Genomic DNA, 21,478 nt, shown 5'->3' on the forward strand with positions numbered 1-21,478 from the left:
GTAGAGGCGGATGCGAACGCTATTGATCGATATGGATTCGGTGATCTGCGACTTGATGACAGAGTGGCATCGTCGCTACAACGAACAGTATGACGACGACTTGTGTGTGGCAAAACTGCAATGCTGGCAGACGGAGAAGTACGTCAAGCCGGAATGCGGGATGAAGGTGTACGACTTTCTCGACGAACCAGGGCTGTTCTTGAACTTGCTTCCCTTGCCTGATGCAGTTGAAGTGCTGGAGCGCTTGAGCCACGCCTATGAGATCTTGCTGGTCACCTCCTCGCGCACGCATGCCTATACGGAAAAGGAACAGTGGGTGGAGCGACGGTTGCCATTTATCGGCAAGCACAATTTGATTTTTGCCCATCGCAAGGAGATGATCCGCGGCGATCTGCTGTTTGATGATGCGCCGCACAACTTGCTCTCGTTCCAATCGTCTGGTCGTGAGGTGGTGGCGATGGATTATCCGTACAACCGCGCTGTGAGCGTGCCGCGAGTGAGCAGTTGGCTGGAGTTTGAGACACTCCTGATGCGAAAGTGGGGCGCGCGTGGATGACGGTGGCGAAGCATCTGTCATTAGTACTTGCGGTGAAGGGAGGAACGCAATGAAGTACGAGTTTGATGGCGCATACTCGGGTCAGCGGGTGACGTTGACGTTCGAGGAGCGCGAGTTTGTGGACCCTGGGTTTGTGTTGGTGTTTGCTTTTTATCAAGGGAAGCTGTTGTTGACCCGGAACAAGCGGCGTGGTTGGGAAGTGCCAGGAGGCACGCGGGAGCCACACGAATGGCCGATCCAGACGGCGGTGCGCGAAGTGTATGAGGAGACAGGGGCGGAGTTGGCGGCCCTTGAGCCATTGGGCCAATATACGGTGGAGATGGAAGGCACGCCGCCTTTTGTCAAAAGCATCTATGTGGCGCGGGTGGCTCGACTGCACGAACTTCCGAGCGGTTTTGAGACGGACGAAGTGCGGTTGTTCGCAGAACCGCCGACCGTGGAGGAAGTGCGAGCAGGTGTGGAGTTCAGCCCGATTTTAAAAGACGACGTGTATCCGTTGGCGTTGGAGCGTCTGCGGGGGCATCGCTTTTCAAAAAAAGAGCAGTAGGAGCCATCCGGGTGCGGGTGGCTTTTGCTTTCCTTTATTGCGCGGGAAATAGATTTCGACAGGAGGGGTTGGCATGGCGCAGTTGTGGCAGCGGGAGATGGTGGGATCGCTAGCTGATTTCGAGACTCCAGCGGTGGTGGTGCATCAGGCGAAAGTGGTGCAAAACATTCAGGAGATGGCGGAGTTTGCGCGGGCGCACGGGGTACGGGTGCGCCCGCATTTGAAGACGCACAAGACGTGGGAGATTGCGGAGTTGCAGCGAGCAGCGGGAGCGGTCGGGTTGACCTGCGCCAAGTTAGGGGAGGCGGAAGTTTTTCTAGAGCGCGGCGCAAGAGATGTGCTGGTGGCGTACCCGTTGGTTGGGCCGAAGATTCAAAGGCTATTCGCGTTGCAGGCGCGTTATCCTGAAGCGGTGGTGCAGACGATGACCGACAGTCTCGCGCAGGCGAGGCTGCTCTCAGATGCTGCGGTGGCGCACGAGCGGCGGTTGAAGCTGTGGGTGAAGGTGGACTCGGGGCTCAAGCGCTGTGGGATCACCCCCGGTGTTGCGGCGGCTGAACTCGTGCGCCAAGTGGTGCAACTGCCGGGGATCGAGTTGCAGGGGCTGCTGACACACGCAGGGCATGCCTATGGCGCAAGTTCGCCTGAGCAAGTGCGGGCGATTGGGGAGTACGAGGCAATGTGCCTTCTGGAGACGGTGCAAGTGTTGAGCGATGAGGGCAGGGGAGCAGGCGAAACGGCTGAAACGGCTGGCGTGTCGGACGTGCTTGACGCGGCAAGCGCTGTTACATGGAACTCTTTGGCGATCTCGGTTGGCTCCACTCCGACGGTTCGCGTCTCGGGTGCCGTTCCGGGTGTGACGGAGATTCGGCCGGGGAACTATGTATTCTATGATGCGACACAAGTTCAGTTGGGTGTGGTCCCTGTCGACCGGGTTGCGTTGCGGGTCTTCACGCGTGTGGTATCCAGACCCGCACCTGACCGCCTCGTCATCGATGCAGGGGCCAAGACGTTGGCCTTGGACCGTGGCGCACACGGGAGTACGACCTTGCAAGGCTACGGACTGATCGTCGGACACGACGACGCCGTCATCGAACGCCTGTCTGAGGAGCACGGGGTCGTCCGCATCCCGTCGGACAGCCCGATCCAAGTCGGTGACCTGTTCGAAGTCATCCCGAACCACGCCTGCCCGGTCGCCAACCTCACCGACCAACTGAAAGTCCTGCAACCAGATGGCACGCAAACTGTGTGGCAGGTCATTGCGCGCGGTCAAACGGTCTAGTACACTGAAAAAAACCTGAGAAAATGAGGTATGCACCATGATCTTGATCGACATCTCCAGCGAAGCGATTGAACGCATCGAGTGGTTGCTCGCACAGGACGAGCGCGAAGGACTCGGCGCACGCGTCTTTTGCGTGCCTGGCTGAGGCGGTCCCGCCTATCGTTTGGCTCTGGATGAGCCAAAACCGCGCGATACCCACGTCGAGGAAGCTGGCATCCTGTTCCTCTTCGATTCGAAAACGGCCACCCTCGTCGCCGAACTCGTCATCAACTACGATGACAGCGAAGGGTTCAGCCTCTACGACGAGACACTTCCCGGTTCCAACTGCTGATGCCAAAAAGAACGCCCCCACAGGGAGCGTTCTTTTTTATGCCTGTATCCGAGGCAAACTCACTTGAAACGTCGTCCCTTGCTCAGACGACGAGACCAACTGCAAGTCCCCGTCCTGCGCTCGCATCAACAGCCGAGACAACGTCAACCCCAAGCCGAGCCCGTGATTGCGCCGAGGTCGCTCCAGCCCGCGATAGAAGCGCTCGAAGATATACGGCTGTTCCTCCTCCGGGATGCCCGGACCATCGTCCGCCACGGCAAGCTGGACCAAGTTGCCCTCAACCCGCGCAGTCAATGAAATCGTCAGGCAGTTGTCTGGCGATTGACATGCACTTTGCGAGTTGTTCAGCAGATTCAAGAGCACCTGCCGAAGCGCACCGGCATCGCCGTGTACCCAGATGCCTTGAGGCGAGGTCGGGAAGTCGCGTTCGAACACCACCGGCGCGAAGTGTGGCAACACGCTCAATTGTTGGATCACTTCTTCAACCAACGCACAGAGGTTGATCGCATCCTTGGCAAATTCTTGCGCCCCCGTCTCAATCGCGGAGACATGAAGCAACTGTTCGACCATGCCTTGCAACCGCTTCGATTCATCGAGCGAGATCTGCAAAAACTCGTCCGCCTCGCCATCGGTGACGACGCGGCTTTGCACCGCTTGGATCATCCCGCGAATCGAGGTGATCGGTGTGCGCAACTCATGAGAAACTCCGGCGAGCAAGTCGGTGCGCATCTGCTCCAATTGCTTCAACCGTGCCGCCATGTTGTGGAAGGAGCCGATGAGCTGTTGCAACTCTTGCGCCTTCACCCCCACCGGGAGCACTGGGTCGTAGGCACCCTCCGCGATCTGTTGCGAGGCCCACGCCAATTGGCGCAAGGGCTGGGTGAGTTTCTGCGACAGGAAGTAGATGACCAACCACCCCGCCAGCGCCACCCCGCCGATCAGGATCGACACCAACCCGTATTGGCGATTGACCGTGGGAAATGCCTCCGCGATCGGCAACGTCAGGTACAGCGCCAGCGCCTGCCCGTCCTGCAACGTGACCGGCACGCCGACGCGCAGATAGCTGTGCCCGTCCGCTGAGACTTCCTCGTAGATGGTGCGTTCCTCCAAGACCCGCTCATGCTGGGCGGAGAGAGTGCGCGCCTCGACAGGGAAGCTCGGGTTCTTGCCTTTGAGAAACCACATCTCCTGGCCTTGTTGATCAAACACCTGCACGATGTAGAGGTCGTTGTGCAACGCCCGATACGGCTTGACATGATCGAGAGTTGCCTGCGCATCCAACGTCTGCTCCACTTGGTCGGACACTTGGTTCGCCCGCAATTCCATCACTTGGTAGGCTTGGTCATAGGCATTGCTGCGCAACCAAACGCCAGCGAGCACCGCCAGAAATGCCAAGATCCCGACCAACACCAACAGATAACGCCACGTCCAATAGGCTAAAAGCGTCACGGGTTTACGCACGAAGCATGTACCCCATCCCGCGAATTGTCACGATCTCGCCCTCTGTGGTCGTCCAGTCGCGCAACACTTGGCGCAGGCGCTTGACGGCGACATCGACCGCTCGGTCTCCACCTTCGTAATCGAGCCCCCACACGCGGTCAAGCAGTTGGTCGCGCGTGAAACTCTGGTTTGGATGACGCACGAGAAACGCCAGCAGGTCCCAATCTCGTGGTGCCAATGCCAACGTCTCTTGGCCCAGCGTGATCGAACGGGCAGTAAAGTCGACCATCAAACTGCCCAACCGCACTTGATCGCTCTCGACTAAGGCGGGCGGACGGCGCAGCACCGCCATCACCCGAGCAACCACTTCGTCGGGGTCGAACGGTTTGGGGATGTAATCGTCCGCGCCGCTTTGGAACCCTTGGAGACGGTCTTTGACATCTCCGCGCGCGGTCAACATGATCACCGGGCAGGAGTTCTGCTTGCGAATCTCTGCCAACACGCCCCATCCGTCCACCAACGGCAAGTTGATGTCGAGCAACACCAACGCCGGACGGACCCTCGCAAATACCTCTAACGCTTCCTCACCATCCATCGCCGCTTCCACCTGATAACCAGCTTGGGTCAAGTAGACTTGCAACAAGCGGACGATCGGCTTTTCGTCTTCCACAATCAATATCGTCTGCATGCATGTTCTCCTCATCCTGATCTCTATACAGTGTAGCAAAAGGGACGGCCTCAGCCCAAGCCCCTTTTACGAAATCTATAGTGGACACAGTCCCAACACATTCCCCACGTATAATTAGCTTATCTAAAAGGTACACTAACATACTATGCGTATGTCGATTCATATTCGATCACACCACGAATGGAGGAACGCGAAGTGTCGATGATGGATAAAACGTTCACGGGCTCCCAGACCAGAAGCGAAGCAGGTGCTTCCGAGCCTCGAGTCGGGCGTTGGCAGGGAATCCTGCGCAGAGTCTTGTCAGGCGACGCGTTATCCTATCTCAAGAGCATCTACTGGAGTGTGCGGTTGCGCGGGAAGCTTGCGATGCCGCTGCCGGTCTTCACGCATTGGAAAACCCGCTGGAGCGTGGCGCGCACCGCGAATTTGATCGTGCGCGACCGTCTGGTGGTCGGCCGGATGGAGACCCAGATCGGCCAGAACGGACAGGAGGGTCTGGACAGCAACGTTATCCAGATCGGAGCGGGCGGCAGTCTGGAGATCGACGGCTTTGTCACCTTGGGCCCTGGTGTGCGCGTGCTGGTCGGCCCGAATGCGCGGCTGAAGATCGGGGACCGCAGCTACGTCACCGCCAACTCCAAGCTGATCGTCAAGTCGGACGTCGAGATTGGCTCTGGCTGTGCGATCTCCTGGGACGTCCAACTGATGGACACCGACTTTCACCACATCGCCCAAGGCGCTCAGAATACCCAAAAAATCACGATCGGCAACAACGTCTGGATCGGCTCTCGTGCAATGATTCTCAAGGGCGTCACCGTAGGTGATGGGGCTGTGATCGCTGCGGGCGCGGTCGTCACCAAGGACGTCGCCGCTGGCCAAGTCGTCGCGGGCAACCCGGCGCGCGTCGTGAAGGAACAAGTCCGCTGGGTTCCCTAAGGAAATTGTAAAAAAGGCAGGCCTTCGCAAGTGCGAGGGCCTGCCTTTTTTTCGTGCGGGGTATAGCAGCTACAGGAACTTGAGGTTCTCAAACGACCCGCCGAGCACATCCTTGGACGGAGCTTTCAACCACTTGTCGAGCAGAGTGGAATAGACCGAGCGGAAGTCGACTTGGTATTTCAAATCGCCGCTGTCGAGCTGGGTGAGGCTGGGCAACTGCCCGTAGAGCCCACCCTGTACTTGTGGCCCGATCACGAACACAGGACCTGCTGTACCGTGGTCGGTGCCATTGCTGGCGTTCTCCTTCACGCGGCGACCAAACTCCGAGTAGACGAGGATCGTCACGCGGTTCGCCACGTTGCGTTGGACGAGATCGTTGTAAAAAGCGCTCAGCGCGCTGTCCAATTCCTTCAGTCCGCGAGCGTGCTCGTCCTTTTCATGCGAATGGTCGTCAAAACCGTCCAGCATCGAGAAATAGGTGCGGGTGCCGAGACCGGAGCTGACGAGTTGGGCGATCAATTCGAGGTTGTCGCCAAATGCCGAATTCTCCGGGTAGCTCGTCCCTGCCGTGGCCGATTTGACAACCGATTGGATCGTGTTGGAGGACTGGATCGCCGTGTGACCCTTCGCGGTGGGCAGGATCAGCGTGGGCTCGGTTGGCTTGTCGTAGAGTTTGAAGAACGCATCCTGACGGCGGAGGCGGTCGGCGCCTTTGGCTTTGCGCAAAATCAACTTGAAGGTGTCGAGATGGGTGACCCCTGGCGCGTCGTTGTTTTTGGCGAGGAAGATCTTGGAGCCCGGCCCGACGGTAACGGCGGCGACGGGATTTTTGGCGGCGTTGGTCGTCAGGTCGAGGTAGCGCCCCAACCACCCGGTCTGCTCGTCGAGTTTGTCTGGCGCAGCGGTCTGCCAGATCTCCATCGAGCGGAAGTGCGAGCGGTTCGGGTTCGGGTAGCCCACTCCGTTGATGATCGCGAGGTTGCCGCTGTCATAGAGTTTTTTTAGATTCGGCAGGCTGGGGTGCAAGCCGAGGTTGTTGTCGAGGTGCAGCGCGTCCTTTTGTGCGATCGCGAGCGTCGGACGGTTGTCGTAATAGGCCCCCGTGCTGTACGGGACGACTGTGTTCAGGCCGTCATTGCCCCCGGAGAGTTGGATGACGACGAGGATGTTGTCCTGGGCGGCTGCGGAAGCGATGTGTTGATCCCAATCCAGCAGGCCCAGCGGCCCGGCGAGGCCGAGCGCGAGGAGGCCCATGCCCCCTTTGACGACAAAGTCGCGGCGGGTGATGTTCATCGAGTGACCTCCTCCGATCTAGTGAACTTGTGCTTCTGGTGAGACCAGCAACAGGTGCAGGAGCCCGCGGTAGATCGTTTCCTTGCTGGCGAGGTTGGACTTGTTCAGGTAGCTCTCGATCACGACGCGCGTGTGGGGGCTGAGATCCATTAGGCCATACTTGTTGAGCGCATCGTTTAGCAAGGCGGGGATCGACGAGGTCGGATTCAAGGCAAAGTCCGACTCGGTGAGTTGGAGGGTGAACCAATCGACGAAATTGTAGCGGATGAACAGCGCGGAGGCGGACAACCACGCCGCGCCGCCCGGCCATCCGGCGACGGAGGGCGGGTCGAAGGGCTGTTGGCCCATCTGGGTCAACAGGTTCAGCGCTTGCTTGTCGTCGGCGTACTTGGCGTTCGGGAACAGGCTGTACATGCCGACGATATACTCGACGGGTGAGAGCACGAGTGAACGGTACGTGGTGCTGGCGTAAAAAGCATCCGACGTGAACATCGCCCGCAGCAGAGCTTTGATCTCGTACCCGCTGTCGACAAACGTCTTCGCCAACGACTTGATCACCGCCGGATCAGGAGTCGGGGAAGCGAACGCCTGCCACAATTTTGTGGTGATAAACGTGGCGCAGGTCGGTTGCTCGACGATCCAATCGATCGTTTTTTTCAGATCGAAGTTGTCGGTTTTCTTGAAAATCGTCTTGTTGCTCTCATCATGCTGATTCTTTTGAAAAATCGCTTTGCGATCTCCCTTGCTCGTCGTCCAGCCGGTGAGGGCGCGGGCGACTTCGCGGACATCTGTTTCCGTATAAGTGCCAATCCCCAGCGTGAACAGCTCCATCAATTCGCGGGCATAGTTCTCATTGGGGGATTTTTTTAAGTTCGTGTTGTTATCTAAGTAGATGAGCATCGCGGGGTCGATCGAGATGTTGTAGGCGAGGTCGCGGAAGTTGCCGAGCGCGTGCTTGCGGAGCAGGACATTTTGCTGGGCGATGAGGTCGATATTTCTGACTTTGCGGTAGTTCGAGGTGAAGTGGCCATGCCAGAACAGCGTCATTTTTTCCTGCAGCGGGTTCGAAGTACGGACCATGATGTCGATCCACCACTGCACCAGCTTTTTGATGTCCGTCTTTTCATCCAATCCGTCTGGCGGTTTCGGGGCCGTGAGGGCCGCGTTCAACAATTTGTCGACGACTTGCGGGATCGACAGCGATGACAGAGCATCCACTTGCGCCTTGGTCGCGGTGAACCCGGTGCGGCGCAACAAGTGGGCGATCTTGGCTGTACTCATACATACGATCTCCCTTCCAGAGCTTATCTCTATCATAAACCAAATTTGTGGAAAATGTATAAAAAAAACACCCCGCATGAGGCGGAGTGTTTTTCTGTAGGGATTTCGTTTACACGAATTCCTTCATGGTCTTCTGCAGCACATCTTCGCTGAGCGGCAGTTCATGGTTGACGATCGGCTCTTCAAGGTAGCCTGGGATGAGGTCTTCGTAGGCCTTGATGTTCTCGTTTTGGTAGAGGATACCGGTCACGAGACCTGCGTGTTCCATAACCGTCGACATCGCTTGGATGCGGTTGGTTTTATCGTAGCCTTCGATGGTATCAACGTTGGTGATGTTTTCCTTGTACCAGTCGTAGGTATTGACTTTGTTGTAGGTCACGCACGGCGAGTACACGTTGACGAGCGAGAAGCCCTTGTGGTTGATCGCCGCTTTGATGACTTCGGTCAATTGCTTGATGTCAGACGAGAAGCCTTGTGCCAGGAAGCCGATGCCTGCGGACAGCGCAACTTGTGCCGGGACCAGTGCGTTCTCGATGTTACCTTCCGGAGTCGACTTCGGGTTCTTGAAGCCGTGTGCGGAAGTCGGGGAGGTTTGACCCTTGGTCAGACCGTAGATGTTGTTGTCCATCACGATGTAGGTGATGTCCATGTTGCGGCGAGCCGCATGCATGAAGTGGTGCAGACCGATCCCGAAACCGTCGCCGTCGCCGCCAGAAGCGATAACTGTCAGATCGCGGTTCGCCAGTTTCACGCCTTGTGCAACCGGAAGGGAACGACCGTGGATGGTGTGGAAGCCGTAGGAGTTGATGTAACCAGAGATACGGCCAGAACAACCGATCCCAGAGATTACTGCAGTGGTTTCCGGTTCTTTGCCAGTTTCAGCCAGAGCTTTTTGAATCGCGGCTTGAACGGAGAAGTCGCCGCAGCCTGGGCACCAGTTCGGGCGAATTTCGTTTCGGAAATCTTTTACAGTTGCCACGTTAGTTCATCTCCTTCACGAAGTTGTAGATCTCGGACGGAACATACGGGTTACCGTCGTATTTCACTTGGGAATCCAGCTCGCCTTTGATGCCGTTGAAGCGCATGATGTTTTTGAGCTGACCCGTTGCGTTGTTCTCGATGACGAGTACTTTTTTCGCGCGGTCGACGTACTTTTGAACGGAAGCAATCGGGAACGGGTTGAGAACTTTGACGTGCAGGTGACCGATTTTGCGGCCTTCTGCTTGCAGGCGCTCCATCGCTTCGTCGATCAGACCAGCCGTGGAGCCGACGCCGACGAGCAGCAATTCGTAATCTTCATCCCCGTTGAAGGAGAGGGAGTTCGGCAGTTCGACGCCGTCAAACTTGTTGAGGCGCTTGTTCATCATCTTGGTACGGATATGCTTGTCCTCGGTCGGACGGCCAACTTCGGTGTGTTCGACGCCGGTGACGTGGTGGAGACCGCCTTTTTTACCCGGGAAGACGCGCGGAGAGATCATGTCCTCGGTGAACTCGAAGCGCTTGAACAGTTGACCCTGCGGAGTAGCAGCCAATTGCTCATCGGTCGCGAGTTTGCCGCGGTCGATCGTAACGCGGGAGAAGTCAAACTTCTCAACAGTTTGGTCGGACAGGGACAGCGCGAGGTCGGTCAGGATGATCGTCGGAACTTGGTAATGATCAGCCCAGTTGAACGCATCCACCGTCATGTAGAAGCATTCCTCTGCATTGGACGGAGCCACGACGATCTTTTCGATCTCACCGTGCGTCCCCCACAGAGCTGCGTACATGTCGGATTGCTCGTGCTTGGTCGGCATCCCGGTGGACGGACCGCCACGTTGGGTGTCGAAGATCACGATCGGGTTTTCGGTGATACCAGCCAGACCGATCCCTTCCATCATCAGTGCGAGGCCCGGGCCGGAGGTGGAGGTACAGACGCGGGAACCACCGAAGGAAGCACCGATCGACATGGTGACCGCTGCGATTTCGTCCTCGGTTTGCAGTACGTGACCGCCAACTTTCGGCAGTTTTTTGATCAGGTATTCCATGATATCAGAAGCCGGGGTGATCGGGTACGCCGGCATCAGGCGGACGCCTGCTGCCAGTGCGCCGAAGCCGCACGCATCGTTCCCGGTGAGGTACAGACGCTCAACACCGTCGCCCGGCGCCAGGTTCAGGTCGGACAGATCGATGCCTTGGTCGATGACGTATTGGAAGCCCGCTTTGAGGGCGTTCATGTTGTTTTGGACGACGGCTTCACCCTTGCGGAGGAACTTGTCGTTCAGGTAGGACAGGAACGTTTCCGGCGAGAGGCCCAGAACTGCAGCAGTCGCGCCGACAGCCACCATGTTTTTCATGATCGCTGAACCGTTTTCTTCTGCGATTTTGGTGAGCGGAACCGGGAAGAAGCGAACTTGCTTGCCTTCCGGTGCAACCGGGTTGAACTTCGCATCGGCGATCAGAACGCCGTTGTCACGCAATTCATACGAGTTGAAGTCGATGGTTTCTTGGTCAAACGCGATCAGGATGTCGAGATGGTCAGCGTTCGCCAGACGAGAAGAGGTAGAGATACGGATCTTATAGTTCGTATGACCGCCCTTGATACGGGACGAGAAATGACGATACCCGTAGATGAAGTAGCCATGTCGGTTCAGGCTGGTTGCCAAGATGTTACCGGTGGAATCAATACCTTCACCTTGTTGGCCCCCAACTTTCCAAGAAAGTTGTTCTAACATGTTTCAGTTCCACTCCTCGTAAACATTAAGTGATTGCTCTCTATACAAACGGATAGTGAGGATCGAAAAATTGGCTTATTGGCGCCGTAAATCAATCAATGCGGCGCGCAACAAATTGATCGAGGCTACATCCGGTTTGTAAACAAATTCAATGATCTCTTGGCGACGGGTCATGCACTGTTCAACTTCGCGGCGGCGTCCAGGCGATACGATGATCACATCGAGCGCGGCCACGATGTCGGCGAGGCTCTGGTCAGACTTGTTCGTGTAGGCACGGATGTCCACCCCGTCGAGACCGGCATTTTTAAGTGCCAGTAATACTTTGCCCGCAAAGTTGTCGGACTTACATACCAGACCAACTTTTCTTCCAACTGGGATGCGTGCAATCCGTACAATTGTCTCCAATTGCGGATCGAGTGCGATCGCCAGTACATTTTCACGACTGCCTAACAGGCCCTTAACCTCATCATAATGAAAGAAAGTTGTAATGACAAGGTCAGAGGCGATCACCTCAGGCAGATAGCGCTCCATGTCCCGGTTGATGTCTTCGAGAACCAGCGGGGTGATCGAGATGCCCGAGTCAAACTGCAACTTTTTGGCGAAGTACTCGACTTGCTCGCGGTTGCACTCGATAAACGCAACGCGGACGCGGCTGAGAAACTCCAATTTCTCCTGCGTGCGGGCTGCCGCAAATTCGGCAAATTCTTCGAGCGTGAAGCCCAGCTGCAGACCTTCCTCCATCGCCACATCGATGATTTTCAGCAACAAGTCCTTCCGATTCTCAATGCGGACGGCATCGTCGCGGTCACAAACAAACGTGCCACGCCCTTGAACCGAACTCAGGACGCCCTCAGCCTCTAGCTCTTGGTAGGCTTGGGAGACGGTGTTGCGGCTGACCTTGAGTTTTTCCGACAGCTCTCGTTCGGTAGGGAGCTTGTCACCCGTTTTCCAGACCCCGCTTTTGATTTCAGCAAGCACGGCTTCCTTCACCTGTATGTAGAGCGGAATTCCGTTCTTGCGCACAATCGGAAAAGACATGTGCTCACCTCATGAAATGGATTAATCCATTGATCCTAACAACTTGCTTCGCCAACATTATACACCTACTCTGTCGTCACGGAAAGTTCATTTTGCGGAAATAAGAAGGATTTGTTATCTTTGGGCTGGGAGGGGTGTTCACTATGCAGATTAATAGGAAAAAAGTGTTAAATCTAGCCCACCGTGGGGCATCTGGGTACGCGCCGGAAAACACGATGGAAGCCTTTCAAGTCGCTGACTTGATGGGGGCCGATGGATTTGAGTTTGATGTGCAGATCACCCGCGATGGCGTGCCGGTGGTGATCCACGATGAGTTGCTGAACCGCACGACCAACGGGCGGGGCTATGTACACGAGCACACATTGGCAGAATTGCGCGCGCTCGACGCGGGGTCGTGGTATGATCCATCCTTTGCCGGGGAGCGCATTCCAACCTTGCAGGAAGTCATCGACGCGTTCGGGAACCGGATGGTGTTGAACATCGAGTTGAAGAACTCGATTTTTCCGATGCCGGGCTTGGAGGAGCGAACGTTGGAATTGATTCGACGCTACCAGATCGAGGAGCGCGTGATCGTCTCTTCGTTCCACCACGGCTCGATGCAGAAATTCCATCAACTCGCCCCCGACATCTCGACCGGGCTGTTGTATGATTGTGTGATCGTCGGAGCGGTCGAGTATGCCAAGCGGCTCGGGGCACGGGCGTTGCATCCGTTCTTTGCCACCATCAAACCGCAGTTCCTCGCTGAAGCGCACGCAGCGGAGCTGGCAGTGAATGTCTGGACGGTCAACGAGGAGGAGCACATGCGTCTGGTGGCCAACCTCGGGGTTGATGCGATCATCACGAATTATCCAGACCGTTTGAAGGGGATACTTGAGAGTACCTATATATAGGAAGAGTTTCATCAATTCAGGATTGGCTCATTGTTTTTGGAGTCCTTTGTGTGGAGAAAAAGACCCTATCCGCGCAGGCGGACGGGGTCTTTTATTTCGCGGCACGAAAAAGGCTAGACCAATAGCAGGAGGTGTCCGCGATGCCGTTCCACATAGGCTTGCTGGGGAAGTATGACAAGCGCTATTATGAAATGTATAAACACCCCACCCGCGCAGACCTAAAGCAGCTCGCAGAACAGACCGAGTATCCGCACAAGTGTCGGCTACTGCTCACCGAAGAGGGCGAACTCTACGCCTTCAACATCGAATTGCTCCACCATCTCGCCTCCGCAGAATTGGACGAGGAGGGACTGTCGATCCTCTGCTTTTTTGACGACAACCGTTTGGAAGCGGCAGATGTGGGCAATCTAGAGCATACAGACATTTGTCGTGCCATCCAGCAAGCGGCCGACGCGTTCCGCCGACTCGGTCTTGGCGATGAAACAGAAGTCCGTGTGATCCTCAATCAAGGGATATGGGGAGACAAGTCCCTGACGTTTCGAGAAGTTGTTGCAGGAAATTGGTGACAACCGATCCAAACTGTGATAATATTATCCTTTGAAACGTGAGGAAGCTCCTCGCGGAATTTCTTTTTCTTTTGCGCTTACATACAACCTAAGGTCCAAATGTGGGCACACTAGACCAGAGAAGGTGTTTATATTATAGGAGGAAACAAAACCATGGCATTGTTTGCAGAACTCGGTATTGACAAAGACGTACTACGCTCCCTCGAGGACATGGGGTTTGAAGAAGCAACCCCGATCCAAGCGGAGACCATTCCGCTCGCGCTCGCTGGCAAGGACGTAATCGGCCAAGCGCAGACCGGAACGGGGAAGACAGCTGCATTCGTCATCCCAACCATCTCCCGACTTGATAGAAGCAAAAGCGCAATCCAAGTTCTCATCATCGCACCGACTCGTGAACTCGCGATCCAAGTCGCGGACGAGACCGGCAAGCTCAGCAAGTTCTCCCGCGTCAACGTCCTGCCGGTCTACGGTGGTCAACCAATCGACCGTCAGATCAAAGGACTGAAGCGCAACCCGGAATTCATCATCGGTACCCCGGGCCGTCTGCTCGATCACATCCGCCGCAAAACCATCCGTCTGCAGGACGTAAACACCGTCATCCTCGACGAAGCGGATGAAATGCTCGACATGGGCTTCCTCGAAGATATTGAAGCCATCCTCGCAGAAGTCCCGAACGCGGATCGTCAGACCCTACTGTTCTCGGCGACGATGCCGGACCCGATCCGTCGTCTGGCGGAACGCTTCATGAAGAGCCCGGAGGTCGTGCGCATCCAATCCCAAGGCGTGACTGCGCCGAAGATCGCGCAAGTGTACTACGAAGTTGCAGACAAAAACAAAGTTGACGCGCTGACCCGCTTGCTGGATGTAGAAGATCCGGAACTCGGCGTTATCTTCTGCCGCACCAAGCGTGGCGTTGACGAGTTGCAAAAACTTCTGCAATCCCGCGGCTACCTCGCTTCGGGTCTGCATGGTGACATGACCCAGCGTGAGCGCGACCAAGTCATGCACCAATTCCGTCAAGGTTCGATCGACCTGTTGATCGCAACCGACGTGGCTGCACGTGGTCTCGACGTCGAAGGCGTTTCCCACGTTGTCAACTATGACATCCCGCAAGACGTGGATTCCTACGTTCACCGCATCGGCCGTACCGGTCGTGCAGGTCGCGAAGGCAAAGCGTTGACCCTGGTTGCACCGCGTGAGTACAAATTGCTTCGCATGATCGAGCAAGCGATCGGCAAGCGCATCCACAAATCGCTGCTGCCGACGTTGGCTGAACTCAAAGAGCGCCAGCAATCGCGCATCATGGAACGCGTCCTGACCGGCATGGAGGACGTCGAATCCCAATTCGAAGAACTGGCGAATGAACTGCTCGGCCAGCATGATTCCGTACAAATCGTCGCAGCAGCACTGAAAATCATCGGCGAAGACCTCGTCGGTGAACAAGAGCTGACCTCGATTGACATGAGCCTTGAGGAAGTCGTCGACTTCTCCAAACGCTTCCGTGAAACTCGTGAACAACGTGGCGGCACCGGCGGTGGCAACCGTGGTGGCGGCTATGGCAACAAGCGTCCGGGCGGCAGCTACGGCGGCGGCGGTGGCGGCGGCTACCGTGGTCGTGATGGCGAACGTCGCAGCGGTGGCGGCGGTGGTGGTTACCGCGGTGGCTCCGGCGGCGGCACGGGTGGCGGTGGCTACCGTGGCGGCGAAGGTTCTGGCACCGGTGGCGGCGGTTACCGTGGTGGCGAGGGCGGCGGCTACAAAAAGCGCGCAGTCCAAGGCTCCGGTACTGGCGGCGGCGGTTACAAAGGCGGCAGTGGCGGCAGTGAACGTCGTGCTTCCGGCGAAGGCAAATCCGCTCCGCGCGGCCCGCGTTTCTAAGTAAAAATAGAATAGAATCAGCAAAAAGTCACGACTCGCACTAGGCGAGTCGTGACTTTTTGATTAGAAGAAATAAAGGAGGGCCATCATAAAATAGAGTAACGATTCCTGTAGGTGATTTACACATTGACCATATGGTTATCCTCACCTATAATGATGGCACAACATAGAAGGTTACAACTACTCACAGGACTGGTGGTGGACGAGATGGATTTTATCCGTGGTTGTCTGTATGGGTTGATTCCAGCGTTATTTGGTTGGAGCATTCTCGTCGGTTGTCTCATGTGGGTACTTGGTTAGGGGATCATACCAACAGTTTCGATGCAGGGGAGCATCGAAACTGTTTTTTTGCTACAATGAGAGCAAGAAAAACGCAGGGGAGAACCAGCGAATCATGGAACGTAAAAGAAACGGCAACAAACTGATCCTGCTCTTGGTGCTGTTCGTCCTCGTGTTCAGCGGTGCGGTCTGGTGGATGACCGACCAACAGTTGGCGACGAACCAAGGGCAGAAAACGATCAAGACCTACACGCTCAAGCAGGAAGTCATCCTTGGGCGCTTCGTGCTAGAGCTCAACGAGGTGCAGAGAAAACCCAAAATCGTAGGCGAGACCAACGCAGTCGATGCGACGGGCACGTTCTACTTGGTCAATGTTTCGTTGCGCAACCTTGATGCCAACCCGCAGACGCCTGTTTTGTCACAGTTCAAGATGTTGCTCTCGAATGGCTCCTTGCTCGCGGCCGACAATACCGCCAGCCTGCTCGCCAATCCGACGGGACATGCGTTCTTTCTCAAGAACGTCACCGCCAACGAGACGGTCAAGGGCACCCTCGTGTTTGACGTACCCAAGGGTGAGACCCCGCAACTGCAAGCGACCAGCGGTGACCAAACCATCAACTTCGACCTCAAACAATAGCGCGAATCGGGTCACGAAAAAAGCCCTCACCCAATCGGGGGAGGGCTTTTTGGCAACCACTTTTGGTCATCGATTAGGTGTTGACACTGCGAGCGACCGAAAACGGGGTCAGATCTACCGAGGTCTGCTGTCCAGTCAGGACTTCCCGCATCACTTTGCCTGTGATCGCCGACAGCAGCACGCCGTTGCGGAAGTGGCCTGAGGCGATGTAGAGACCGGGTGCGCCAGGCACACCGCCTAGCACAGGGAGTCCGTCGCGCGAACCTGGTCTGAGACCGGCGATCGGCTCCACAAATGGCAGGGAGGCAAGCGATGGCATCAGTCCGACGGCTTGGTTGGACAGTTGCGCCAGCGCCCCGAGATTCGGACGGCTATCAAAACCAGATTCCTCCTCGGTGGCACCGACGTAAACTTGCCCGTTGCGCTTGGGTAGGATGTAACAGCCGTGCGTGAAGATCGTGTACGGTGTCGGCGGGGCGTAGGAGTTGAGGAGCAACGACTGACCTTTGACCGGATGGATCGGGATGTCGAGGTTGAGTTCACGACCGAGCAACCCAGTCCACGCACCCGTTGCCAGCACCACACGATTCGCACGGATCGGGCCGTTCAGCGTATGTACGCCGACGATCGCTCCGTTCTCTGTAAGAAATCCGCTCATCGAAGTTTGTTCCCTGAACTGCGCACCGAGCGCTTTTGCCGAAGCGACCAGTCCGAGCAGGAACGCCATGTTGCGAACTTGGTGATCGTCAGGGAGGTAGAGCGCTCCATAGGTCGCAGAGATCACATCATCGCCGAGGATGCGGCGGAGTTCATCGTCCTCGTACCATTCGGCGCGTTGACCGGCTGACCGCTGCCAAACTTGGCGAGTCAGCAACTCCTGTCGATCCACTTCGTTGACCGCCACGCGGAAGATCCCCGGCGTCTGCAATTCCATGTCACAACCGCAGATCTCCAACAGCTCCTCTCGAAGCGTTGGAAAAAGCGCCCGTGAAGTCACGCCTAACTCATACATCGGCCCTGCCGCCATCATCTCCACTTGTGCGCCGAGCATCCCAGCACCAGCGCGGGTAGATTGCGAACCGAGGTTATCCTTCTCGATGACGAGCGTCTGCACACTCGCCTTCGCCAATTCATAGGCGATCGCGACACCGATCACACCACCACCGACGATCAGTACATCCGTTTCCGTACTGTGGCTCATTGGACGATCTCACTTCGCCCATGTTGATCGGACAGCGCCTTCGCGAGCGGGAGCGCTTTTTTCGGACGGTGGTGGCTGGCGTCCATCCGTTGGCGCAACTCGCGGGCTGCACGTTCTGGTTCGAGATCCGCCATGACCGCACCGATGACGGCGATGCCGGCAACACCAGTCGCGAGCACCTCGTCGATGTTCTCCATCGTGATGCCGCCGATCGCCAGCACCGGGATGTTCACGGCATCAACCACTCGACGCAGGGCATCCACTCCGCGCGGAGGCAGGCCCGGCTTGGAATTGGTGGCAAAGATATGGCCATAGGTGATGTAACTGGCCCCGACTTGCTCTGCTTTCACCGCTTCCTCGACGGAGTGTACCGAGCACCCGATCCATTGATCTCCCTGCATCAGCGGACGCGTGGCGGCGATCGGCAAGCTCTTGGCTGCCAGATGGACGCCTTCAGCCCCGGTCGCCAACGCCACATCCACGCGGTCGTTGATCAACAGTCCAGCACCTGCCCCGCGGATCGCGGGCCGTATCGCTTCCGCCAACCTATACAAATCCAGCGCCGGCGCCGACTTGTACCGCAATTGGATCACATCGGCCCCCCCGCGCACAGCTGCTTCTACAATGTCATACAGTTCTTGGGATTGCCGCTTGCCATCGGTGATGACATGCAATTGAAATCTTGATTCGGACACAACGAAAACCTTCTTCCATCCTGGGATTCGGTCCAAGAGGCCACCGTTCCATTTTACGGTGCGCATCAATCCACCTGAGCCCATGCAAGAATCAGGGTATCACATGGACTTACCCGCGACAACTGGGCTACAATAAGAGAATGGAGTCATTTGCCATGTTCAGAGGAGGATTCATCGATGTTTATCACCGATTCACACCGCAGCCAGATTCGCGGCTACCTGACGCTTATGGAGCAGCAGTTCCATGTGTTGCAAGTGCTCGCGGACCACACGGAGGAACAATTCCTCGCACAACCGATCCTGCAAGCTGCAGGAGAGCGTTCCCTACATATCGCGTTGGAATGCCTGACCGACATCGGCAACTTGATCATCGACGCGCTGGTCATGCGTGACGCCGCCTCCTATGAGGACATTTTCGAGATCCTCACCGAGGAGCAGGTCTTCACCCGCGACTTTTACGAGCACTTCATCGGCGCGATCCGCTTTCGCAAGCTGCTCGCCCACGAATATCTGCGCTTGGAAAAAGCGGACGTGTGGCACGCCGTCCGCACCTACGCACAAGACTTTGCGACGATTCGCGACTCGATTGCTACCTATGTAAAATTGGGGTGACACTTGGCGATGACCAACGGAATAGTGGTCGAACATCTCAGCAAGCACTTTAAAGTCCACGAGCGTGAGGCCGGACTCCGTGGAGCCTTGCACTCACTGCTCAAACGCAGTTTCCACACCGTGCGAGCGGTCGATGATATCTCCTTCACGATTGAACCAGGCGAGATCGTCGGCTTCCTCGGTCCCAACGGTGCTGGCAAGACCACGACGATGAAGATGTTGAGCGGCCTGCTCCATCCATCTGGCGGTCGCGTCAACGTTGGCGGCTTTGTGCCGTTCCAGCAAAAAGAAGCGTTTAAAAAACGCATCACCCTCGTGATGGGGCAGAAGTCACAGTTGATCTGGGACATCCCGGCGAGCGAAACGTTTTTGATCAACCAAGCGATCTATGAGATTCCCGACGCCCAGTTCCGCGAGACGATGGGGGAGTTGACCCAACTGTTGGAGCTGGAACCGCTTTTGAAAAAACCGGTCCGCAACCTCTCGCTGGGCGAACGGATGAAGTGTGAGTTGGCCGCTTCGCTCCTGCACCGACCGGACATCATCTTTTTAGACGAGCCGACGATCGGTCTGGACGTGAACATGCAAGAGACGGTGCGGCGGTTCATCAAGGAGTACAACGAGCGCTTTAACGCGACGATCCTGCTGACCAGCCACTATATGGCGGACGTCACGGCGCTGTGCAAGCGCGTGATCATCATCAACCACGGCCACATCCCGTTCGATGGCGATCTCAACCAACTGGTCAACACGCACGCACCGTTCAAAGTCGCCAAACTGGTGTTCGCCCGCCCGGTCGACCGCCATGATCTGGACAAGTATGGCGAGGTCCTCCAGTATGAGTATCCCCAAGCCTCGATCCAAATTCCGCGTGCGGCCGTATCGGAGCAGGCTTCCCGGATGCTCGCAGAGTTGCCGGTGCAGGACTTCACGATTGAAGACCCGCCGATGGAGGATGTGATCGGGATGGCGTTCGCCGCCGAGGAGGGCGCATGAGCAACCTCAGCAAACTCTGGCGAATCTACAGCCGTTGGATGAAGATCCACTGGGCGATCCTGCTCGAATACCGCGGCGATACGTTTTTCTACATGATGGGCGGATTCATCTCGCCAATCGTCACGCTCGCCGTGTGGATGAGCGTCTCGGGCGGCGGTACGATCGGCAGTTATGACACGCGTGATTTCATCCTCTATTTTCTGAGCATCATGTTCGTCTCCCGGCTCACCGCATCGTGGGACGCTTGGGAGATCGAGGTCCATCTGCGCGAGGGGACGCTGTCGGGCTTTCTGTTGCGACCTTCGTCCTATCTGCATTATCGACTGGCGGAGAACCTCGTCTACAAATTGTTCTACGGTGTGGTGATGCTCATCGCGTGGGCGATTGCGTGGCCGCTGACCGAAGCGGTGCAGATCTCGTTAGAACCGCTTCACTTGCTGACCATCGTGCTGGCGATCTTGCTCGCCTGTGCGACCCGCTATCTGTTTTATTACAACTTGGGGATGCTCGGGTTCTGGACGACGCGCACGGGGGCGATCGTGGGACTCGTGGAAGCGATTTCAATGTTTCTCTCCGGGCGTATCGCCCCATATGCGCTACTGCCTGATTGGGTAAAAGCGTCGCAGAGCTACACGCCTTTTTACTGGAACCTCGGTTTCCCGGTCGATTTGATGACTGTCAAACTGAGCGGACCCGCCGTCTGGCAAGGGCTGGGCATCCAAGTGTTGTGGCTGGTGCTCTTCATCGCCGCGTATCAATTGTTGTGGCGGCGGGGCCTGCGCAAGTACAGCGCGGTGGGAGGATGAGGCGATGAAAAAAGCGCTGCGTTACAGCCGCTTGTTGTTTTTGATGGTGAAGCTCGCGATCTCCGAGGAGATGGAGTACCGCTCGAACTTTTTTGCCAACGTGCTCAGCACGGTGTCGGGCCTGTTTGTATCGCTGCTGACGTTGCAGGTGTTTTTTAACCAGACCCAAGCGATTGGCGGGTGGAGTTTTGAGCAAGTGTTGGTGTTGCTCGGGATCTTTAACGCGCTGGACGGCGTGGTCAAGATGGTGCTGCGTCCGAACATTGGGCGCATCGTCCAGCATATCCGCAAGGGCACGCTGGACCTGATCCTCACCAAGCCGGTCGACAGCCAATTCTACGTCTCGTTCCGCCATATTCTGTTCTGGCCGATCACCGATGTGCTGATGGGGCTGGGCCTCGTCGTTTATGGGGTGCTGCAGATGGGGATTGCCATCACGGTGACGAATCTGTTGTGGTTCGCTCTGTTGTTCGTGGCGGCCTTGGTGACGCTCTATGGGATCTGGATGCTGCTGATGACGATGTCGTTCTGGTTTGTGAAGGTAGAGAACTTGACGTTCCTGTTCACTTCGCTGTTTGAGACAGCGAGGTTCCCGGTGCAAGTCTATCGGGGCATCCTGCGTGCGTTGTTGACCTATGTGTTCCCGGTGGCGGTGTTGACCACGTTCCCGGCCGCTGCGCTGGTTGGCAAACTGAACGGGACGGACGCGCTGATCTCCGTGAGTATTGCGGTGCTGATGGTTGTGGTGGCACGCCAATTTTGGAAGATGGCCTTGCGCAACTACACCAGTGCCAGTTCATGAGGCTTTAAAAAAA

Annotated in this window: 22 protein-coding genes; 13 read left to right on the forward strand and 9 right to left on the reverse strand. The window is 56.7% G+C overall.

Translation table 11 applies throughout. The features are described 5' to 3' along the window. Nucleotides 1-10 precede the first annotated feature (10 nt). The 4 genes from C7459_RS13855 to C7459_RS23370 all read left to right on the forward strand — a co-directional run bounded on the left by C7459_RS13855 (nt 11) and on the right by C7459_RS23370 (nt 2,716). A complete protein-coding gene (locus C7459_RS13855) occupies nt 11-556 on the forward strand; it encodes a 5' nucleotidase, NT5C type (RefSeq protein ID WP_109689893.1) in 546 nt (181 codons plus the stop codon). A 49-nt stretch (nt 557-605) separates the two neighbouring features. Further along, a complete protein-coding gene (locus C7459_RS13860; protein WP_109689894.1) occupies nt 606-1,103 on the forward strand; it encodes an NUDIX domain-containing protein in 498 nt (165 codons plus the stop codon). A 73-nt stretch (nt 1,104-1,176) separates the two neighbouring features. Next, nucleotides 1,177-2,385, forward strand: coding sequence for an alanine racemase (locus C7459_RS13865; RefSeq protein WP_211320393.1), 1,209 nt, complete (start codon nt 1,177-1,179; stop codon nt 2,383-2,385). Between the two features lie 163 nt (nt 2,386-2,548). Further along, nucleotides 2,549-2,716 carry a hypothetical protein gene (locus C7459_RS23370; RefSeq protein ID WP_170119462.1) on the forward strand — a complete coding sequence of 56 codons (168 nt, stop codon included), beginning with the start codon at nt 2,549-2,551 and terminating at the stop codon, nt 2,714-2,716. 36 nt (nt 2,717-2,752) lie between these two features. Here C7459_RS23370 and C7459_RS13870 read toward each other — a convergent pair whose 3' ends face one another. Both C7459_RS13870 and C7459_RS13875 read right to left on the reverse strand, forming a co-directional pair. Further along, a complete protein-coding gene (locus tag C7459_RS13870) occupies nt 2,753-4,177 on the reverse strand; it encodes a sensor histidine kinase (RefSeq protein WP_146201003.1) in 1,425 nt (474 codons plus the stop codon). Next, on the reverse strand, nt 4,170-4,844 hold the full coding sequence (locus C7459_RS13875) for a response regulator transcription factor (protein WP_109689896.1): 675 nt from the start codon (nt 4,842-4,844) through the stop codon (nt 4,170-4,172). The genes C7459_RS13870 and C7459_RS13875 overlap by 8 nt, the downstream gene beginning before the upstream one ends. A gap of 201 nt (nt 4,845-5,045) precedes the next feature. Between C7459_RS13875 and C7459_RS13880 the strand changes: the two genes are divergently transcribed. Continuing rightward, nucleotides 5,046-5,780: an acyltransferase gene (locus C7459_RS13880; protein WP_342766666.1), complete on the forward strand. Its 735-nt coding sequence runs from the start codon at nt 5,046-5,048 to the stop codon at nt 5,778-5,780. Between the two features lie 69 nt (nt 5,781-5,849). On the opposite strand, the gene C7459_RS13885 is transcribed toward C7459_RS13880, so the two are convergent. The 5 genes from C7459_RS13885 to C7459_RS13905 all read right to left on the reverse strand — a co-directional run bounded on the left by C7459_RS13885 (nt 5,850) and on the right by C7459_RS13905 (nt 12,103). Then, nucleotides 5,850-7,073 (reverse strand): DUF1501 domain-containing protein, encoded by a 1,224-nt coding sequence (locus tag C7459_RS13885; protein WP_109689897.1) that lies wholly within the window; start codon nt 7,071-7,073, stop codon nt 5,850-5,852. A gap of 18 nt (nt 7,074-7,091) precedes the next feature. Next, nucleotides 7,092-8,354 (reverse strand): DUF1800 domain-containing protein, encoded by a 1,263-nt coding sequence (locus C7459_RS13890; protein ID WP_170119463.1) that lies wholly within the window; start codon nt 8,352-8,354, stop codon nt 7,092-7,094. Between the two features lie 109 nt (nt 8,355-8,463). Next, nucleotides 8,464-9,333 (reverse strand): 2-oxoacid:ferredoxin oxidoreductase subunit beta, encoded by an 870-nt coding sequence (locus C7459_RS13895; protein WP_109689899.1) that lies wholly within the window; start codon nt 9,331-9,333, stop codon nt 8,464-8,466. A gap of 1 nt (nt 9,334) precedes the next feature. Beyond that, entirely contained in the window at nt 9,335-11,065 is a 1,731-nt protein-coding gene (locus C7459_RS13900) for a 2-oxoacid:acceptor oxidoreductase subunit alpha (RefSeq protein ID WP_109689900.1), read from the reverse strand. A 75-nt stretch (nt 11,066-11,140) separates the two neighbouring features. Continuing rightward, nucleotides 11,141-12,103 carry a GntR family transcriptional regulator gene (locus C7459_RS13905; RefSeq protein WP_109689901.1) on the reverse strand — a complete coding sequence of 321 codons (963 nt, stop codon included), beginning with the start codon at nt 12,101-12,103 and terminating at the stop codon, nt 11,141-11,143. Nucleotides 12,104-12,246: 143 nt separating this feature from the next. Between C7459_RS13905 and C7459_RS13910 the strand changes: the two genes are divergently transcribed. From C7459_RS13910 to C7459_RS13925, 4 genes are all read left to right on the forward strand, one after another. Beyond that, nucleotides 12,247-12,993 carry a glycerophosphodiester phosphodiesterase gene (locus C7459_RS13910; RefSeq protein WP_109689902.1) on the forward strand — a complete coding sequence of 249 codons (747 nt, stop codon included), beginning with the start codon at nt 12,247-12,249 and terminating at the stop codon, nt 12,991-12,993. A 140-nt stretch (nt 12,994-13,133) separates the two neighbouring features. Further along, nucleotides 13,134-13,559, forward strand: a complete 426-nt coding sequence (locus tag C7459_RS13915; RefSeq protein WP_109689903.1) for a hypothetical protein — start codon at nt 13,134-13,136, stop codon at nt 13,557-13,559. A 153-nt stretch (nt 13,560-13,712) separates the two neighbouring features. After that, nucleotides 13,713-15,437 (forward strand): DEAD/DEAH box helicase, encoded by a 1,725-nt coding sequence (locus C7459_RS13920; protein WP_109689904.1) that lies wholly within the window; start codon nt 13,713-13,715, stop codon nt 15,435-15,437. Nucleotides 15,438-15,831: 394 nt separating this feature from the next. Beyond that, a complete protein-coding gene (locus C7459_RS13925; protein ID WP_109689905.1) occupies nt 15,832-16,353 on the forward strand; it encodes a DUF4352 domain-containing protein in 522 nt (173 codons plus the stop codon). Nucleotides 16,354-16,426: 73 nt separating this feature from the next. Here C7459_RS13925 and thiO read toward each other — a convergent pair whose 3' ends face one another. Next, nucleotides 16,427-17,554, reverse strand: a complete 1,128-nt coding sequence (gene thiO / locus C7459_RS13930; protein ID WP_109689906.1) for a glycine oxidase ThiO — start codon at nt 17,552-17,554, stop codon at nt 16,427-16,429. Continuing rightward, a complete protein-coding gene (gene thiE, locus C7459_RS13935) occupies nt 17,551-18,249 on the reverse strand; it encodes a thiamine phosphate synthase (RefSeq protein ID WP_245884545.1) in 699 nt (232 codons plus the stop codon). The genes thiO and thiE overlap by 4 nt, the downstream gene beginning before the upstream one ends. Nucleotides 18,250-18,426: 177 nt before the next feature. On the opposite strand from thiE, the gene hepT reads away from it, so the two are divergent. Genes hepT through C7459_RS13955 form a run of 4 tightly spaced genes read left to right on the forward strand, consistent with a single transcriptional unit; the run spans nt 18,427 to nt 21,465 of the window. Then, nucleotides 18,427-18,861 (forward strand): type VII toxin-antitoxin system HepT family RNase toxin, encoded by a 435-nt coding sequence (hepT, locus tag C7459_RS13940; RefSeq protein WP_245884546.1) that lies wholly within the window; start codon nt 18,427-18,429, stop codon nt 18,859-18,861. A gap of 9 nt (nt 18,862-18,870) precedes the next feature. Continuing rightward, complete coding sequence (locus tag C7459_RS13945; protein WP_109689908.1) at nt 18,871-19,857, forward strand: ABC transporter ATP-binding protein; 987 nt, start codon at nt 18,871-18,873, stop codon at nt 19,855-19,857. After that, nucleotides 19,854-20,663, forward strand: a complete 810-nt coding sequence (locus C7459_RS13950) for an ABC transporter permease (RefSeq protein ID WP_109689909.1) — start codon at nt 19,854-19,856, stop codon at nt 20,661-20,663. The genes C7459_RS13945 and C7459_RS13950 overlap by 4 nt, the downstream gene beginning before the upstream one ends. A gap of 4 nt (nt 20,664-20,667) precedes the next feature. After that, nucleotides 20,668-21,465, forward strand: a complete 798-nt coding sequence (locus C7459_RS13955) for an ABC transporter permease (protein WP_211320394.1) — start codon at nt 20,668-20,670, stop codon at nt 21,463-21,465. The last annotated feature ends 13 nt before the right edge of the window (nt 21,466-21,478 follow it).

Source organism: Tumebacillus permanentifrigoris (genome assembly GCF_003148565.1).
Classification (GTDB): Bacteria; Bacillota; Bacilli; order Tumebacillales; family Tumebacillaceae; genus Tumebacillus; species Tumebacillus permanentifrigoris.

What these genes read in the sequence shown, in the direction of transcription:
- C7459_RS13925 (WP_109689905.1), top strand. Translation starts at nt 15,832, where the DNA reads ATGGAACGTAAAAGAAACGGCAACAAACTGATCCTGCTCTTGGTGCTG.
- C7459_RS13910 (WP_109689902.1), top strand. Translation starts at nt 12,247, where the DNA reads ATGCAGATTAATAGGAAAAAAGTGTTAAATCTAGCCCACCGTGGGGCA.
- C7459_RS13860 (WP_109689894.1), top strand. Translation starts at nt 606, where the DNA reads ATGAAGTACGAGTTTGATGGCGCATACTCGGGTCAGCGGGTGACGTTG.
- hepT (WP_245884546.1), top strand. Translation starts at nt 18,427, where the DNA reads ATGTTTATCACCGATTCACACCGCAGCCAGATTCGCGGCTACCTGACG.
- C7459_RS13880 (WP_342766666.1), top strand. Translation starts at nt 5,046, where the DNA reads ATGATGGATAAAACGTTCACGGGCTCCCAGACCAGAAGCGAAGCAGGT.
- thiO (WP_109689906.1), bottom strand. Translation starts at nt 17,554, where the DNA reads ATGAGCCACAGTACGGAAACGGATGTACTGATCGTCGGTGGTGGTGTG.
- C7459_RS13955 (WP_211320394.1), top strand. Translation starts at nt 20,668, where the DNA reads ATGAAAAAAGCGCTGCGTTACAGCCGCTTGTTGTTTTTGATGGTGAAG.
- C7459_RS13920 (WP_109689904.1), top strand. Translation starts at nt 13,713, where the DNA reads ATGGCATTGTTTGCAGAACTCGGTATTGACAAAGACGTACTACGCTCC.
- C7459_RS13875 (WP_109689896.1), bottom strand. Translation starts at nt 4,844, where the DNA reads ATGCAGACGATATTGATTGTGGAAGACGAAAAGCCGATCGTCCGCTTG.
- C7459_RS13950 (WP_109689909.1), top strand. Translation starts at nt 19,854, where the DNA reads ATGAGCAACCTCAGCAAACTCTGGCGAATCTACAGCCGTTGGATGAAG.
- C7459_RS13855 (WP_109689893.1), top strand. Translation starts at nt 11, where the DNA reads ATGCGAACGCTATTGATCGATATGGATTCGGTGATCTGCGACTTGATG.
- C7459_RS13905 (WP_109689901.1), bottom strand. Translation starts at nt 12,103, where the DNA reads ATGTCTTTTCCGATTGTGCGCAAGAACGGAATTCCGCTCTACATACAG.
- C7459_RS13915 (WP_109689903.1), top strand. Translation starts at nt 13,134, where the DNA reads ATGCCGTTCCACATAGGCTTGCTGGGGAAGTATGACAAGCGCTATTAT.
- C7459_RS13945 (WP_109689908.1), top strand. Translation starts at nt 18,871, where the DNA reads ATGACCAACGGAATAGTGGTCGAACATCTCAGCAAGCACTTTAAAGTC.
- C7459_RS13890 (WP_170119463.1), bottom strand. Translation starts at nt 8,354, where the DNA reads ATGAGTACAGCCAAGATCGCCCACTTGTTGCGCCGCACCGGGTTCACC.
- C7459_RS13865 (WP_211320393.1), top strand. Translation starts at nt 1,177, where the DNA reads ATGGCGCAGTTGTGGCAGCGGGAGATGGTGGGATCGCTAGCTGATTTC.
- C7459_RS13900 (WP_109689900.1), bottom strand. Translation starts at nt 11,065, where the DNA reads ATGTTAGAACAACTTTCTTGGAAAGTTGGGGGCCAACAAGGTGAAGGT.
- C7459_RS13885 (WP_109689897.1), bottom strand. Translation starts at nt 7,073, where the DNA reads ATGAACATCACCCGCCGCGACTTTGTCGTCAAAGGGGGCATGGGCCTC.